The 15,094-nt window shown below is 60.0% G+C and carries 13 protein-coding genes and 1 pseudogene; 12 read left to right on the forward strand and 2 right to left on the reverse strand.

Features of this window, described 5'->3' with window-relative positions; all coding sequences use genetic code 11:
- The first annotated feature begins 383 nt into the window (after positions 1-383).
- The 8 genes from ACTNBY_RS07330 to ACTNBY_RS07365 all read left to right on the forward strand — a co-directional run bounded on the left by ACTNBY_RS07330 (position 384) and on the right by ACTNBY_RS07365 (position 8,295).
- A complete protein-coding gene (locus ACTNBY_RS07330; protein ID WP_441063950.1) occupies positions 384-1,466 on the forward strand; it encodes a DMT family transporter in 1,083 nt (360 codons plus the stop codon).
- A 183-nt stretch (positions 1,467-1,649) separates the two neighbouring features.
- Positions 1,650-2,573 carry a PTS mannose/fructose/sorbose transporter subunit IIAB gene (locus tag ACTNBY_RS07335; protein WP_154518543.1) on the forward strand — a complete coding sequence of 308 codons (924 nt, stop codon included), beginning with the start codon at positions 1,650-1,652 and terminating at the stop codon, positions 2,571-2,573.
- A 36-nt stretch (positions 2,574-2,609) separates the two neighbouring features.
- Entirely contained in the window at positions 2,610-3,404 is a 795-nt protein-coding gene (locus ACTNBY_RS07340) for a PTS mannose/fructose/sorbose/N-acetylgalactosamine transporter subunit IIC (protein WP_154518546.1), read from the forward strand.
- Positions 3,405-3,417: 13 nt separating this feature from the next.
- Complete coding sequence (locus ACTNBY_RS07345; protein ID WP_154518549.1) at positions 3,418-4,251, forward strand: PTS system mannose/fructose/sorbose family transporter subunit IID; 834 nt, start codon at positions 3,418-3,420, stop codon at positions 4,249-4,251.
- Between the two features lie 198 nt (positions 4,252-4,449).
- On the forward strand, positions 4,450-5,433 hold the full coding sequence (locus ACTNBY_RS07350) for an SIS domain-containing protein (RefSeq protein ID WP_441063951.1): 984 nt from the start codon (positions 4,450-4,452) through the stop codon (positions 5,431-5,433).
- Positions 5,434-5,589: 156 nt separating this feature from the next.
- On the forward strand, positions 5,590-6,219 hold the full coding sequence (locus ACTNBY_RS07355) for an HAD family hydrolase (protein WP_441015582.1): 630 nt from the start codon (positions 5,590-5,592) through the stop codon (positions 6,217-6,219).
- A gap of 206 nt (positions 6,220-6,425) precedes the next feature.
- The gene (locus ACTNBY_RS07360) at positions 6,426-7,433 is read left to right on the forward strand and encodes a YitT family protein (RefSeq protein WP_441063952.1); all 1,008 of its coding nucleotides are present in this window, start codon (positions 6,426-6,428) and stop codon (positions 7,431-7,433) included.
- A gap of 142 nt (positions 7,434-7,575) precedes the next feature.
- Positions 7,576-8,295 carry a GntR family transcriptional regulator gene (locus tag ACTNBY_RS07365; protein WP_427719478.1) on the forward strand — a complete coding sequence of 240 codons (720 nt, stop codon included), beginning with the start codon at positions 7,576-7,578 and terminating at the stop codon, positions 8,293-8,295.
- Positions 8,296-8,319: 24 nt separating this feature from the next.
- Here the strand turns inward: ACTNBY_RS07365 and ACTNBY_RS07370 are convergent.
- Positions 8,320-8,385, reverse strand: a pseudogene (locus ACTNBY_RS07370) (hypothetical protein); the annotation flags it as partial.
- Between the two features lie 308 nt (positions 8,386-8,693).
- Here ACTNBY_RS07370 and ACTNBY_RS07375 point away from each other — a divergent pair.
- The 3 genes from ACTNBY_RS07375 to ACTNBY_RS07385 all read left to right on the forward strand — a co-directional run bounded on the left by ACTNBY_RS07375 (position 8,694) and on the right by ACTNBY_RS07385 (position 12,547).
- Complete coding sequence (locus ACTNBY_RS07375; protein WP_441063954.1) at positions 8,694-10,676, forward strand: RecQ family ATP-dependent DNA helicase; 1,983 nt, start codon at positions 8,694-8,696, stop codon at positions 10,674-10,676.
- Between the two features lie 2 nt (positions 10,677-10,678).
- The gene (locus ACTNBY_RS07380; protein ID WP_441063956.1) at positions 10,679-11,434 is read left to right on the forward strand and encodes a GntR family transcriptional regulator; all 756 of its coding nucleotides are present in this window, start codon (positions 10,679-10,681) and stop codon (positions 11,432-11,434) included.
- Positions 11,435-11,578: 144 nt separating this feature from the next.
- Positions 11,579-12,547, forward strand: a complete 969-nt coding sequence (locus ACTNBY_RS07385; protein WP_441063957.1) for an SIS domain-containing protein — start codon at positions 11,579-11,581, stop codon at positions 12,545-12,547.
- Between the two features lie 381 nt (positions 12,548-12,928).
- Here ACTNBY_RS07385 and ACTNBY_RS07390 read toward each other — a convergent pair whose 3' ends face one another.
- Positions 12,929-13,906 (reverse strand): L-lactate dehydrogenase, encoded by a 978-nt coding sequence (locus ACTNBY_RS07390; protein WP_441063958.1) that lies wholly within the window; start codon positions 13,904-13,906, stop codon positions 12,929-12,931.
- 211 nt (positions 13,907-14,117) lie between these two features.
- Here ACTNBY_RS07390 and metA point away from each other — a divergent pair, with 211 nt between their 5' ends.
- Entirely contained in the window at positions 14,118-15,044 is a 927-nt protein-coding gene (gene metA, locus ACTNBY_RS07395; RefSeq protein WP_427719472.1) for a homoserine O-acetyltransferase MetA, read from the forward strand.
- Positions 15,045-15,094: the final 50 nt, after the last annotated feature.

Below are 15,094 nucleotides of genomic sequence, written 5' to 3' on the forward strand. Positions count from 1 at the left end.
GCGGCGCGGCTGCGCCTATGGCACTTCAACATCATTGTCGCAGCCCCGACCCGCGGTCACGAGCGGGGGCTCCTATCTTTTTAGTGCCCTCGGATTGGGTCATAGTGTCTGACGTTGCCAAAGCATCGGCGTCGCCTTGGTCCAGATGTGGCAGTTGAGGACGTTCCCTTTCTGCCGGCAGTTGGGGACAGTCCTAGTCGTTGGGAACGTACTTAAACGACTAGTCATTCAGGAACGTCCCCAATGACTAGTCGTTTAAGTACGTCCCCAATGAGTATGTGGGGGAGCAGATTTTTCCGTTCGGCGATTTGTGGCTTGAAAAATGTATATAACGACTATAACGTAGTATGAAACATATTGGAAACAATACCGAGGAGGCTGCGTTGAAGAAAAGCAATCTGGGCTATGTGCTGGTGCTGATCGCCGCGCTTATGTGGGGCAGCATCGGAATCTTTGTAAACGGCATCTCGGCCATGGGTGTTTCGTCTCAGAGCATGGCGGCCTTTCGCCTGTTGGTCGGAGCGCTTATCTTGGCGCCGGTCCTGATGTTTATGGGCTGCCGCCCGGGTGAGGGGTCTACCGTGGCTCAGGGTCCGCTGACCCTGTTCAAGGCAAGCCCTAAAGAGCTTGTTCCCTGCGCGCTTGTCGGTATCGTCGGTTTGGCCGCCGCCAACACCTGCTATTACGAGTGCATGGGCGAGGTGGGCATGTCCACGGCCTCGGTGCTGCTCTACACCTCGCCGGTGTTTGGCGTCATGCTCGGCCGCGTGCTTTATCGCGAGGACGTGACCCCTAACAAGCTCGTTGCCATTGTCTTTAACATCGTTGGCTGCGTGCTTGCAGTGACCAATGGCGACCTTTCCGGTTTTCATTTTTCGGTTTGGGGCGTCACGTCGGGTGTGATTGCAGGCCTTTGTGGTGCGTCGCTCGCGGTGTTTAGCCGAATAGCAACCAAGACGGTCCACCCGCTGGCTGTCACGTTTTGGGGCTTTGTTTTTGGCGGTGCGGTTATGGCAGCTATCGCGGTTCCGTGGCCAGATGTCGCCGCGGCAATGTCGCCACAGCTGCTGCTGCTGTTCCTTGGCTTTGGACTCATCCCCACAGCCGTGGCTTACATCTTATATATGCAGGGTCTGTCCATGGGGCTCGAGACGTCGAAAGTTCCCGTCGTAATGTCATTCGAGACAGTTGTCACCGTACTGCTGGGCATTGGTGTCTACGCCGAGCCCGCCGGCGCGATCAAAGTCCTGGGCATCGTGCTGGTGCTCGCGTCCATCCTGATTATGAATACCGACTTTTCCAAGCTGCGCAACAGTGTGTTTGTCGGTCATGTCATTGAGAGCATGACCTTTAAGCCCAACGCGTGGTGGACGGAGAAATCGCAGGACATGGATCTGTTTAAGGAACGCACCGGCATCGCGCTGGAGCCCACCGTACAGGAAAGTCCCTGGTACTTCGTGCGATAGGGAATTGCGTGCGGCATCCGACCTGGGGTTATCCAGCCAGGGCCCGCCTACCCAGCCCCAATGTTTCGAGTACGTTAACCCCGTAAACGGTCGATTTTTAACCGCGAACGGTCTTTATAGTAATTATCAATGTAAGTAGCGTATAAGACGTTATAATGACCATAACGAAAAGGAGGAGGCAAGATGAATCAGATCATTCTCGCATCTCATGGCGGCCTGGCCGCAGGCGCCAAAGACACGCTCGAGATGGTTCTCGGCGACGTGTCGAACGTCCACGTCGTGTCGCTTGCTCGTGACGACAAGGAGCCCATCACCAATAAGGTGGACGCCATGATCGCCACGTTCAACGCGGACGACACCGTCTATGTGCTGACCGATATGCTCGGCAGCTCGGTCAACAACAGCATGGTCGAGCTTTCCAAGAACGGCACGAAGTTCACGGTTGTCAGCGGTTTCAACATCCCGCTGGCGCTCACGCTCGCTATGAGCCCCGCCCCCGTCAAGGGCACCGAGCTCGCGGCCCTCATCAACGAGGCCCGCACTGGTCTGACCAACCCCAACGCACCGGTCGAGGCCGTCGCGGCTCCCGCCAAGAAGGCCAAGGCGTCCCGTCACAGCTCCGGTCCCGCCAAGATCGTCCTCGCACGTCTTGACTACCGTCTGCTGCACGGCCAGGTCGTCTTTACCTGGACCACCAAGGTTCAGGCCGAGCGCATCATCGTCGTCGACAACGCTGCCGCCAACGATGACATCAAGAAGGGCGCTCTTAAGCTGGCCAAGCCCCAGGGCGTGCGCCTGAACGTCTTCACCGTCGAGCGCGCCCTCGCCAAGATGGACAAGCTCAACACCCTTGGCGAGCGCGTTATGTTCGTCTTTGGCAACACTGCCGAGATGCTGCAGTTCTGCCAGGGCTACAAGCTCGACGCCATCAACCTGGGCGCCACCGCCAACCACGACGGTGCCGATCAGGTCGGCGGCAAGGACAGCTCCGTCTTCTTCGACGCCACCCAGAAGGCCGACATCAACCAGCTGCTCGACATGGGCATCAAGCTCTATGTCCAGCAGACCCCCACGTATCAGAGCGTCGACATCGACGCCAAGCTGTAGTCAACCAGGCTTTTGCCTGACTGAAAGGAGAAGGGTATGAATACGTTCATCAGTGCGGTGCTCGTCGGCCTCGTCGGCGTGTTCTGCATGTGGGACTCCCGCCTGCTCGGTCGTCTTAACTTCGAGCAGCCCCTCGTTGGCGCTACGCTCGTCGGTCTGCTGCTGGGCGATGTGCCCACCGGCCTTGCCGTCGGTGCCGCCGTCGAGCTGGTGTCCATGGGCCTGGTGCAGGTCGGTGCTGCCGTTCCGCCCGATATGGTCCTGGGCGGCATCGTGGCCGCTGCCTTTGCGTGCCTGACCGATGCTTCCGCCGAGACCGCCATGACGATCGCCATCCCGGTCGCCGTCCTGGGTCAGCTCCTCGGCATCGTGTTCCGTTCCATCATCGCCGCCCTCACCCATGTGGCAGATAGCGCGATCGATAACGGAAAGTTCAAGACCGCCTACCGTATGCACATCTGCGTCGGCACTGGTCTGTACGCCGTCATGTACTTCCTGCCGATCTTCCTCGCCGTCTTTGTTGGCACCGACCTGGTTCAGGCCATCGTCAACATGGTTCCCGAGTGGCTGTCCACTGGTCTTAACGTTTCGACCAAGATCATGACCGCCTACGGCTTGGCCCTGCTGCTCACCATGATGATCAAGAAGGGTATGACTCCGTTCCTGTTCATCGGCTTCCTGCTCGCCGCTTACCTCAACCTGTCCGTCATCGCGGTCGCTCTGATCGGTGTGTGCCTGGCTGTCGTCTTCATGGGCTTCAAGTTCAACGGTTCCCATGCAGCCGCCGGTGTCGATTCCGACTACGATCCGCTCGAAGACGACGAAGACTAAGGAGGAACACACTATGGCAACCGCAACCAAGGACGTGTCCCTGAACAAGAAGGTCAGCCAGTTCTTCTGGCGCTCCTGGGCCATCCAGGCCTCTTGGAACTACGAGCGTCAGATGAACATGGGCTTCCTCTATGGCATGGTTCCCACGCTCGATCGCCTCTATCCGGATGAGTCCGACCCCAAGCAGCTTGCTGCCAAGAAAGAGGCTTATCGCCGTCACATGGCGTTCTACAACTGCACTCCGCAGACGAGCGCTTTCGTCCTGGGCCTCGCCGCCTCCATGGAGGAGGAGTACGCCAAGGATCCCGAGAACTTCGATCCCGATTCGATCAACGCGGTCAAGACCTCCCTCATGGGCCCGCTTTCCGGTATTGGTGACTCCTTCTTCCAGGGCACCATCCGCGTTATCGCCTTTGGTCTGGGCGTTCAGCTGGCTCAGCAGGGCTCCATCATGGGCCCGATCCTGGCCATGCTCATCTCCATCGTGCCTTCCGTGCTGATCACGTGGTTCGCAGCCAAGATGGGCTATCAGGGCGGCCACGAGTACCTGAGCAAGCTTCAGGGCGGCGACCTCATGGAGAAGCTCATGTATGTCTGCGGCATCGTGGGTCTTATGTCCGTGGGCGGCATGATCGCTACGCTGATCGGCGCCACCACCCCGCTGCAGTTCGCTGACGGCACCGTCGTGATCCAGGACATCCTGGACGGCATGATGCCCCAGATGATTTCCCTTGGCCTCACCGGCCTTATGTACTGGCTCATCAAGAAGAACGTCAACACCGGTTGGCTTCTTGTGATCGCCATCGTGGGCGGCATCGCCCTCTCCGCGGCCGGCATCCTGGCCTAGTCGCGCCCAAGCGTCTAACCGCTTTCCCCGGGGAGCCTGCCTGGCATCCCATACCCCAGGCAGGCTTCCATCCCTAAATGTGTCAAAGGGACAGTCCCTATGTCACATCTTCAATGGGCCGGCGACTCGGTCCAAATCACGGTAATCCTGCGCACGTCCGGCAAAGTGGCGCCGCAAAAATCGAAAGGAATGTGTCAGATGTACGAGATCGACCTTAACCTCCCTAAGCAGATCGTCGCTGACGTCCTGTCCAACCACGAGATCCACAGCGTCGCCTTCGTTGGCTGCGGCGCTTCCATGTCCGACCTTTACCCCGCCAAGTACTTCCTGGCCAACAACACGGACAAGCTGAACGTTCAGATCTTCACCGCAAACGAGTTCAACTACGACACACCCTCCTGGGTCAACGAGCACACCTTCGTGATCACCTGCTCCCTCGGTGGCTCCACGCCCGAGACCGTCGAGGCCAACAAGACCGCCAAGAAGCACAACTGCCCGGTCGTCTCCCTCACCAATAAGGCCGGCTCCGCTCTGACCGTCGACGCCGACCACGTCATCATCCACGGCTTCCACGCCAACTACGCTGCCAAGTGTGAGAAGCCCGGCTATGCCATCGCTCTTGCTCTCGAGATCCTTCAGCAGACCGAGGGCTATGACCACTACGAGGACATGATCACCGGCCTCACCAACGTCTTCGACCTCTGCGAGAACGCCGCTCAGTCCGCCAAGGGTCTTGCCAAGCAGTTCGCCGAGGACTTCAAGGACGACAAGATGATCTACTTCATGGCTTCCGGTGCCTCCGAGAAGATGGCTTATTCTCACGCCGCCTTCCTGTTCACCGAGATGCAGTGGATTGACGCCGCCGCCTACAACACCGGCGAGTACTTCCACGGCCCGTTCGAGGTTTCCACCGAGGGTAAGCCCTACGTCTTCTTCATGTCCGATGGCGCTACCCGTCCGATGGACGCCCGCGCCCTCACCTTCCTTAAGCGCATGGGCGCCAAGGTCGCTCTGATCGACTCCAAGGACTACGGCCTGGCTGACGCCGTGCCCGCGAGCGTCGTCACCTACTTCAACCCGCTGCTGCACCTCGCCGTTATGCGCGAGTATGGCAACCAGATCGCCGAGGCCCGTCAGCACCCGCTGACCATGCGTCGCTACATGTGGAAGCTTTCCTACTAATCACAAGTAAGTAGACCTTACGGGTTGATTGAGAGGGGATGGGGTTTTCGCCCCGTCCCCTTTTTTGCTTTGGGGGCGTGTTTGTCGCGCCGCAAACCCCAGATAAAACCTACCAAAATAAACCTGTCCCTTTTTGGCAGGTGGAAGGAGGAGCGTATGATCAAGGCGGTGCTGTTTGACATGGACGGCGTGCTGGTCGATACCGAGTGGTTCTACAACCGTCGCCGCGTGGCGTTTATGGAAGAGAAGGGGTTCCACTTTGACGAGATCCCCGACCTTTCGGGGTCTAACGAGCCGGCCATTTGGAAGGCGCTGGTGCCCGACGATGTTGAGCTGCGTGAGCGCCTGCGCGTGGAGTACAAGCAGGTCTACAGCCCGCACCACCCCGTTCCGTATGCCGAGCTTCTCAACGAGCAAACGGAGCCGGTGATGCGTGAGCTGCATGAGCGCGGCGTGAAGTGTGCCATCGCGAGCTCGTCCTATCGCGAGCTGATCGACGAGCTGGTGGAGATTGCCGGCATCGCCGACGTGCTGGACTACACCATCAGCGGTCACGAGTGCAGTGCGTTTAAGCCCGACCCCGAGATCTACCAGCGTGCCATGGAGGCGCTGGGGGTGGAGCCTTCCGAGTGCCTGGTTATCGAGGATTCGCCTCTGGGCATCGAGGCTGGCAAGCGCTCTGGCGCCCGCGTCCTGGCGCTGCGTCCGCACGAGGGCGTCAACCTGGACCAGTCTGCCGCCGACGTTGTCATTGACAATCTGTGTGACATCCTACCTGCCATTTAGGGACAGGTTTATTTTGGCAGGTTTTATCTGGGCAAATGCCGAATTCGCCGTGAAGGGATCGCTCTCTTCACGGCGTTTTTCTTTTGAGCGGCCTCACGGTCCTTCTGATGGTTGTCGAGAGAGGGTGAATTGAGGCGCCCCCGCACGCTCCATGCTACAATCGCGGGCATGCCCCACAACTATATCTGCCTTCGAAAGGAGCCTGCGTGGCGGATGCCATCGATCAGCTCACGGACCGCGTGCTCGTACTCGGCCGCCTCACCATCGTCCGCCGTGCCATTACTGCCGTGGCAGTCACGGTCTCTGCCGTTCTCCAGACATTCCTGATCCAGGCGTTCATTCGGCCCGCTGACCTGCTTCCGAGCGGTTTTACCGGCGTCGCGGTCCTTCTCGATCGCGTTACCTCGCTAGGCGGCGTTCACATCGACATCTCGCTCGGTATGCTCGCACTCAACATCCCCGTGGCGCTCCTATGCTGGAGCGGCATTAGCAAGCGCTTTGTCCTCTTCTCGATGATGCAGGTTGTGCTCTCGTCGCTGTTCCTCAACGTCTTTCACTTTGCGCCGTTTTTAGGCGACAAGATCATGCTCATCATTTTTGGCGGCGTGGTCTCGGGCCTGGGTGCTGCCATCGCGCTTAAGTCCGGCGCATCCACCGGCGGCACCGACTTTATCGCGCTGTGGGTCTCCAACCACACAGGCAAGACCATCTGGGGCGTCATCTTTGGCTTCAACTGCTTTATCCTGGCAATCTTTGGTTTTATGTTTGGCTGGGACAAGGCGGCGTATTCCATTGTGTTTCAGTTTATTTCGACCAAGACCATCGACAGTTTCTATCATCGCTACGATCGTGTGACGCTGCAGATCACGACGCGTAAGGCAGACGAGGTCATGACTGCCTACGTAAACCATTTTCAGCACGGCATTAGCTGCGCCGAGGTCGTCGGCGGATACAGCCGCGAGAAGATGTACCTGCTGCACACCGTTGTCTCGACCTACGAGAGCCAGGACATTATCAGGCTGGTATGCGAGGTTGATCCCGGCGCCGTGATCAACGTGTTCCACACGCTCAACTTTGTGGGCGGTTGGTGGGGCGGTCATGTCGACGAACCCATGCCCACGGCTGTTCCTGATCCCGACAAGCCCGCACGCATGGCCAGCAGGCAGGTGCGCCTCAGCGAACAGGACAGCTTGCAGCAGGACGACGGCAAGTAAGGTATTTGGCATTTTGCCGGCTCTGCTCAATCCTGTCCCTTTTTGGTAGGGAGGGTGTATCGTTTTATCGTTATGAGGTAACATAAAACTAGACGTTATATACGTATTTGTTATCCCGATATTTCGATAAGAGTGATTAGATATGCCTGCACCCAAAAATGCGCCGCTGTACCAGCAGATTTACGACGAAATCAAGGATTCGATCGAGAAGGGTGTTTATGCACCCAAGGAGCGTATCCCGTCCGAGCTTGAGCTTGCCGAGCAGTACGAGGTGAGCCGTATTACGGTGCGCCGCGCCGTAGAGGAGCTGTGTTCCGATGGCTATCTGGTTAAACAGCAAGGCCGTGGCACGTTTGTCTCCACGCCGCACATCAACCGCCAGTTTCATGCCTCGATGCTGCAGACGTTTACCGCGCTGTGTGCCGACAATGGCATGAAGGCCGGCGCGCATGTAATCGATCGCCAGATCGTTCCGGCGCGCCAAAACGAGATGGAGTTCTTTGGCCTGCAGAAGGATGCGCTGCTGCTGCATATCAAGCGCGTGCGTACGGCCGACGGCGAGCCCATCTTTGAGGAGAACATCTTTGTGCCCTTTGATGCCTACCGTGAGCTGTTGACGGCCGATCTTGAGGACAAGTCGATTTTTGCCGAGGTCGAGCGTGTTGGTGGAACGCCGATTGCCTCGGTTGGCTACCGCACGGTCGAGGCCGTTCGCGCCAATGCCGAGCAGGCGGCCGAGCTGGGCATCGCTCCGCACGATCCGCTGCTCAACCTGCGTGCCGGCTTTACCGGTCCCAATGGCGAGCCGGTTTTGCTCGGCAAGCAGTACTACGTGGGCAGCCGCTACGTCATGGTCATATAAGTTACGCGGTTTTACCAAACCGCGTAACGGCTCGACGCTACGCCTTTGGTTCCGCCGTTCTAACGAACGGCGGACCGGTCGACGCTGCAAACGCCCCTAAGCGGCAATCTGACGTTCAATCGTCGGTCGCGTACCGAAGTACGCTTCCCTCCTCTTTCACGTCACCTTGCTCGCTTAGGGGCGTTTTCGCTGACTTATGCTCAACCAGCGACGTTTCCGCGCTTGTCAAGAATGTCCCCAATGACTACCCACCGTTTTTGGCCTGTGTACGGGTTCAAAGTGGGAGATTATCCACGCTCGTTCCCATCGGATTACATTGCCCGTGGCCGGCAGCCGTGCGGCACCGGTCCGCGTGGCGGCGTATAATCGGCGGCAGATGACTTGGACGTTAGGAAACCATGACCGATAGCATGCAGCAGATGGCGCTCGATACGCTCGGCGCCTATTTTGGCTACACCTCGTTTCGCCCGGGGCAGGACCGCATGGTCGATGCGATCCTTGCCGGCCGCGATGCGCTGGGCGTTATGCCCACGGGCGCCGGCAAGTCCATTTGCTACCAGGTGCCCGCGCTCATGCTGCCCGGTATCACCTTTGTGGTGAGTCCGCTGCTGTCGCTTATGGAGGATCAGACCCGTGCATTGCTCGCGGCGGGTGCGCGACCCAGCTATCTCAACTCCAGTCTTACTCCGGCCCAGCAAAACACCGTGCTCAAGCGGGCGCGCGAGGGCCGCTACCAGCTTATGTACGTGGCGCCCGAGCGTCTGCTCGAGCCGCGCTTTTTAGCTTTTGCGCGGGAGGCCGCGGCCGCCGCCGGCATTGGCGTGCCGCTCGTGGCCATTGACGAGGCCCACTGCGTAAGCCAGTGGGGCCAGGATTTCCGTCCCGCCTACCTGCAGATTCGCGAGTTCATCGATTCCCTGCCGCAGCGCCCCATCGTGGCGGCCTTTACCGCTACGGCGACCGAGCGCGTGCGTGCGGACATTCAGCAGATGCTCGGCCTGCAAAACCCCGCGACGGTGGTGACGGGCTTCGATCGCAAGAACCTCTACTTTGGCTGCGAGGAGATGGGCGACAAGGCCAAGGCCGCGTGGGTGCGCGACTATGTGATCGCACATTCGAGTGAAAGCGGCATCGTGTATTGCTCGACTCGCAAGACCGTCGATGCGCTGGCAAGCGAGCTTGCCGAGGCGCTGGGCTCCAGCGGCATTCGCGTTGGCCGCTACCATGCCGGCATGGGCAACGACGCCCGCCGGCAAAGCCAGCGCGCCTTTATCGACGACGATATCCAGGTAATGGTTGCCACCAACGCCTTTGGCATGGGTATCGACAAGCCCAACGTGCGCTACGTGATTCACAACAACGTGCCCGAGAGCATCGAGGCGTACTACCAGGAGGCGGGCCGAGCCGGCCGCGATGGAGACCCAGCCAGCTGCCATTTGCTGTGGAACGGCAATGATTTTCGCATGCGTCGCTTTTTGATCGATCGCGGCGATGCTGCCGACGAGGCGCTCGATGACGAGCAACGCGCGTGGGCGCTCCAGAATCGATACCGCCTGCTCAGCCAGATGGAGGGCTACTGCAATACCACCGGCTGCCTGCGCGAATACATGCTGCGCTACTTTGGCGACGAGGCTGCGGCCGAGCATACCGCCGAAGCCGGTGCTAGCGGTGCCGCCACGGACGACGCCGAGGGCTGCGGCAACTGCAGCAACTGCCTCACGCAGTTCGAGGTCGAGGACGTCACCGATATGGCCCGCGCCGCCGTGCGCTATGTGGCTACGCGTCCCATGCGTTTTGGCAAGTCGCTGATCGCCGACGTGCTCCACGGCGGCAACACCGAGCGCATTCGCCAGATGCATCTGGACGAGGACCGCGGCTACGGTGAGCTGTCGAGCGAATCGGTCGGGCGCATCAAGGACATCATCGGGCAGCTGTGCGGCCGCGGTTATTTGGCAACCTCACAGGGACAGTACCCGGTCGTGGGACTGGGCCCGCGTGCCGGCGAGGTCGAGGACGAGGCGTTTGCCTTTACCGTTAAGCGTCGTGCATCCAAGCGCAAGGCCTCGGCCCGCGCCCGCCGTGCGGTGGATCTGCTACGCGAGGAGGCCGAGCTGGATCAGCGCCCGCGCGTGGGCGACGATGCCGAGCTGTTCGAGCGCTTGCGGGCACTCCGCAAGGAGATTTCGACCGAGCTGGAGATGGCGCCGTACATGGTCTTCTCCGATAAGGCCCTGCGCGGTCTGTGCCGCCTGCGCCCTCAGACGCGCGACGAGCTTATCCGGGTCAACGGCATTGGCGAGAAAAAAGCCGACGCCTTTGGCGAGCAGTTTATGGCGGCGATTGAAGAGTTTGAATCCGAGCATGCACGGGATGGAGCGTAACGATGGCAGCCGATAGCAAGACCGACCGTACTGACGTGTCCGCCGTGCCGCTGTACCAGCAGGTTATGGACGACCTAAAGGGCGAGATCGCGCGCGGCGTGTACGCTGCCGGCTCGCGCATTCCTTCCGAGATGGAGCTCGCGAAGTCCTACGGCGTGGGGCGCATTACCGTGCGTCGCGCCATTGAGGAGTTGTCGCGCGCGGGATATCTCAACCGTCAGCAGGGGAGGGGCACGTTTGTGTGTGCGCCCAAGCTCAAGCGCAAGATTGTCCAGAAAGGCGACGTCCAGAGTTTTACCGAGGGCTGCGCTGCCAACGACATGGCGGCCGGAGCGCGCCTGGTGTCGCGCACGGTGATTGCGGCGACGCGCGAGGACGCGGCTTTTTTTGGCGTGGAACCCGGCTGCGAGCTCATCGTGGTCGAGCGCGTGCGCACGGCCGATGGCGTGCCCGTCATGCTCGAGAACAACGCCTTTGTGCTGGCCGACCATCCCTATCTGCAGCAGCTTGCCGACGAGGACCTCACCGACAATTCGATTTTTGCGCTCGTTGCCGTGCATTCGGGCCGCGCACCGCTCAAGTCCGATCCCTGTACCGTGGAGATCGCGCTCGCTGATGTTCAGACGGCCCCGCTGTTGGAGGTGCCGGTCGGCGAGCCGCTCTTTTATATGGAGGCGTACTTTACCGATGCGGACGAGCGGCCCTTGCTGCTCGGGCGCCAAAAGATCGTGGGGTCGCGCTACGTGTTCGACATCTAACGTCCATAGATAGAACAATACAGAACAAGTTTGGTGAAATGAATTCACCTGTGACAGCTTGCGTGCTATAAATAGGACAACATAGAACGACCGCAGGTACGAGCTGTCGACGCTCAAAGCCGCCACACAGGGAGGAATGTCACCGTGAACGCGCACGATCTGGTTCAGGAAATTATCGAGCGCAAGGGTAAGATCGAGAATGTCTTTTGGATCGCCTGCGGCGGTTCGATGATTGACCTTATGCCGGCCAATGAGCTGCTCAAGCGCGAGGCAACCACGTTTGCCTCGACGGTCTACACGGCGCGCGAGTTTTGCCTTATGGCCCCCAAGAGCCTAGGGCCGAAGTCACTCGTCATCGCCTGTAGCCACAGCGGTAACACGCAGGAGGTCGTCGACGGCTGCGAGATGGCGCTGGCCGCCGGTGCCGAGGTCGTGACTATGACTGACTACGCGGGCTCCAAGATCGATAACGGCAAGTGGACCACCTGGGTTTACCCGTGGGGCAAGGGCGAGTCGCAGGCCGAAGTTCCGCAGGGCATCGGCGCTCTGATCGCCGCCGAGCTGCTCGACCAGCAGGAGGGCTACGAGGCGCTCGCCGACATGTACGCCGGCCTTAAGCAGATGGACGCGCTGCTGCCCGCTGCCCGCGAGAAGGTCAACGCCGAGCTGGGCGATCGCTTTGCCGAGCTCTGCCAGCAGCACAAGTTCTTCTATATCCTGGGCTCCGGCCCCAACTTTAGCCAGACCTACGCCATGGCCATCTGCTCGCTCATGGAGATGCAGTGGCAGCACTGCTGCTACATCCACTCCGGCGAGTATTTCCACGGTCCCTTCGAGGCTACCGAGCCCGGCGTGTTCTACTTTGTGCAGCTTGGCGCTGGCGAGTGTCGTCCCATGGAGGAGCGCGCACTGGCATTCCTCAACACACACACCGATACAGTCATGGTGCTCGATGCGCTTGAGTACGGCGTGGGCGAGGTGCCTGCCAGCGTGCGTTCGTACCTGGAGCCGATCTTCTTCTATGCGATGAGCTGTGAGCTGCGCGCCGCCCGCGGTAAGGTATTTGACCACAGTCCCGAGGTTCGCCGCTACATGGGCGTCGAGCAGTACTAGGTAACGGGGAACGCGATTTTTCATGACGGGGCCTTCGCCAAGCGCGGGCCCCGTTTGCGTTACGGCGCCCCTTTTTGTTTGTCGAAAACGAAGTCAAATACTTTTCTCGAGAAGTGAACGACCTATTTTGGACCCCCGAAACATCGACATTTTTTGGCGCCAAAACAGCAGGAAAATCTTAATGAAACTGCAGGAAATGGTCTCCACAAAGTGCCGATGCTTCGAGGGCTCGTTTTTGCTCGTTCACTTTTCGGGAAAAGTATTAGACCTAAATCTGCAAGCGTGTCGCGTGAGTCAAAAAGCGGGCCGCGCCGGTGGGTTTCCGGCGCGGCCCGCTTTACATTGTGTCCGTATGAGTGAGTTGTCGCATCAACCGGCGGACTACTTGGCGTCGTAGGCCTCGGCGTCCCACCAGTCGAGCTGGGCGATGTTGTCGCGGATATGCTGACAGCTCTTGTGGAAGCCCTCGAGCTCGTGCTCGGAAAGGTCGAGCGTGTAGACCTCCTCGACGCCCTCGGCGCCGATCACGCACGGCAGGGAGGTAAAGATGCCCTCCTCGCCATACTGGCCGGTCATAAGCGTAGAGGCCGAAAGCACGGCATGCTCGTTGTGCAGCACGGCGGCGCAGACGCGCGCGGCGGAGTTGGCAACGGCGTACTCGGTGCACTGCTTGCCGGCGTAGGTCACATAGCCGCCCTTGCGTGCGAGCTCCTCGACCTCCATGTGGTCGAAGGCGTACTTGTCGGGGTTCTCGGCCTGAAGCTCGTTGAGGCTCTTGCCGGCGATGGTTGCGGCCTTAAAGGCGGCCAGCTGGCTAAAGCCATGCTCGCCGATCATGTAGGCGTCGATGGACTTGGGGCTCACCCCGACCTTCTTGGAGATCTCGGTGCGCAGGCGGGCAGAGTCCAGGCCACAGCCCGAGCCGATGATCTTCTTGGGATCGTAGCCGGTCAGGTGCCACAGCTCGGTGCACACGACGTCGCAGGGATTGGAGATGCTCACGAAGACGCCGTCGAAGCCGGCATCGACGATGCGCTTGGCAAAGGTGCGGGCGGCGTCGGTGGTAAAGAACAGCTCGCCGTCGCGGTTGCCGGCGGCCAGTGCGACCTTGCCGGCGGCGTTGACGATGACGTCGCAGCAGGCCAGCTCCTCGTAGTGGTCGTAGCAGTTGACGATCTTGGTGTTGTACGGGACAAACGAAAGGGAGTCGCGCAGGTCTTGGACCTCGGACGTCACCTTTGCCTCGTTGATATCGCAGAGGTACAGCTCATCGGCAATGCCCTGCATGAGCAGGCTGTTGGCGACATGTGCTCCTACGTGGCCCTGGCCGACCACACCGATCTTACGCGTCTGGTACATATACGTATCCTTTCGGCCGAGTTTTTCGCATCGAACCATTGTAGCGTCCTGCTGCCACTTTGCTAGGCTAAAGCGCCGTAGATTTTTGGGACATGCCTTAATCTCTACTTTTGGAGTGATTTGGGCCGCTGACGGTGTCTCGGGGCGATGCACTCGCGCGGATGGGGCCGCTCGTTGTACCATAGCTGCAACTGACTCGTAAGGAGCATCCATGCCCATTCGCATCCCCGACGCCCTCCCTGCCGCCGCGCAGCTCGAGAGCGAGAACATCTTTGTCATGACCGAGTACCGCGCGCTGCACCAGGACATCCGTCCGCTGCGCGTGCTCATCCTCAACCTCATGCCAACCAAGATCGCCACCGAGACGCAGATCATGCGCAAGCTCTCCAACACGCCGCTGCAGGTAGAGGTGGACCTGCTACGCACCAAGACGCACGAGGCCACGCACGTGAGTGCCGGCCACCTGGAGACGTTCTACCGTACGTTCGACGACATCCGCGATATCCACTACGACGGCCTGATCATCACGGGCGCGCCGGTGGAGCAGATGCCGTTCGAGGAGGTCGACTACTGGCCCGAGCTCTGCCAGATCATGGATTGGTCCACCACGCACGTGCACTCTACGCTGCATATTTGCTGGGGTGCACAGGCAGGGCTCTACCATCATTACGGTATCCAGAAATGCGACCTGCCGGCCAAGGCGAGCGGCGTGTTTGAGCATTATCTGGTGAAGCCGCAAAGCCCGCTGGTCCGCGGCTTTGACGACCGCTTCTATGCCGTGCACTCACGCAATACCGATGTGCGCCGCGAGGACGTGGAGGCCGAGCCACAGCTTGAGGTCGTGGCCGTATCAGACGAGGTGGGCCTGTACATCGTCAAGTCGACCGACAGTCGCCGCTTCTTTGTCTTTGGCCATCCCGAGTACGATACCGACACGCTGCGCCTGGAGTACGAGCGCGACGTGAAGCGCGGGCTCAACCCCCAGGTGCCGGCGCATTACTTCCCAGGTGACGACCCCACCGCCGAGCCGCGCAACGTCTGGCGCAGCCAGGCCCAGCTGCTCTACACCAACTGGCTCAACTACTACGTCTACCAGACCACGCCCTACGACCTGGCCCGCGCCGGCGAGGAACACTAGGCTACGGCCGCGGTTGTGGCTGCGGCTGCGGCGTGACGAGCGTGGATTTT

The organism is Collinsella sp. HCP28S3_E12, from assembly GCF_052065595.1.
Taxonomy (GTDB): domain Bacteria; phylum Actinomycetota; class Coriobacteriia; order Coriobacteriales; family Coriobacteriaceae; genus Collinsella.

Excerpts from the sequence above, each read along its gene's own strand:
- ACTNBY_RS07335 (WP_154518543.1), top strand. The coding sequence starts at position 1,650 with ATGAATCAGATCATTCTCGCATCTCATGGCGGCCTGGCCGCAGGCGCC.
- ACTNBY_RS07340 (WP_154518546.1), top strand. The coding sequence starts at position 2,610 with ATGAATACGTTCATCAGTGCGGTGCTCGTCGGCCTCGTCGGCGTGTTC.
- ACTNBY_RS07345 (WP_154518549.1), top strand. The coding sequence starts at position 3,418 with ATGGCAACCGCAACCAAGGACGTGTCCCTGAACAAGAAGGTCAGCCAG.
- ACTNBY_RS07350 (WP_441063951.1), top strand. The coding sequence starts at position 4,450 with ATGTACGAGATCGACCTTAACCTCCCTAAGCAGATCGTCGCTGACGTC.
- ACTNBY_RS07355 (WP_441015582.1), top strand. The coding sequence starts at position 5,590 with ATGATCAAGGCGGTGCTGTTTGACATGGACGGCGTGCTGGTCGATACC.
- ACTNBY_RS07365 (WP_427719478.1), top strand. The coding sequence starts at position 7,576 with ATGCCTGCACCCAAAAATGCGCCGCTGTACCAGCAGATTTACGACGAA.
- ACTNBY_RS07375 (WP_441063954.1), top strand. The coding sequence starts at position 8,694 with ATGACCGATAGCATGCAGCAGATGGCGCTCGATACGCTCGGCGCCTAT.
- ACTNBY_RS07380 (WP_441063956.1), top strand. The coding sequence starts at position 10,679 with ATGGCAGCCGATAGCAAGACCGACCGTACTGACGTGTCCGCCGTGCCG.
- ACTNBY_RS07390 (WP_441063958.1), bottom strand. The coding sequence starts at position 13,906 with ATGTACCAGACGCGTAAGATCGGTGTGGTCGGCCAGGGCCACGTAGGA.
- metA (WP_427719472.1), top strand. The coding sequence starts at position 14,118 with ATGCCCATTCGCATCCCCGACGCCCTCCCTGCCGCCGCGCAGCTCGAG.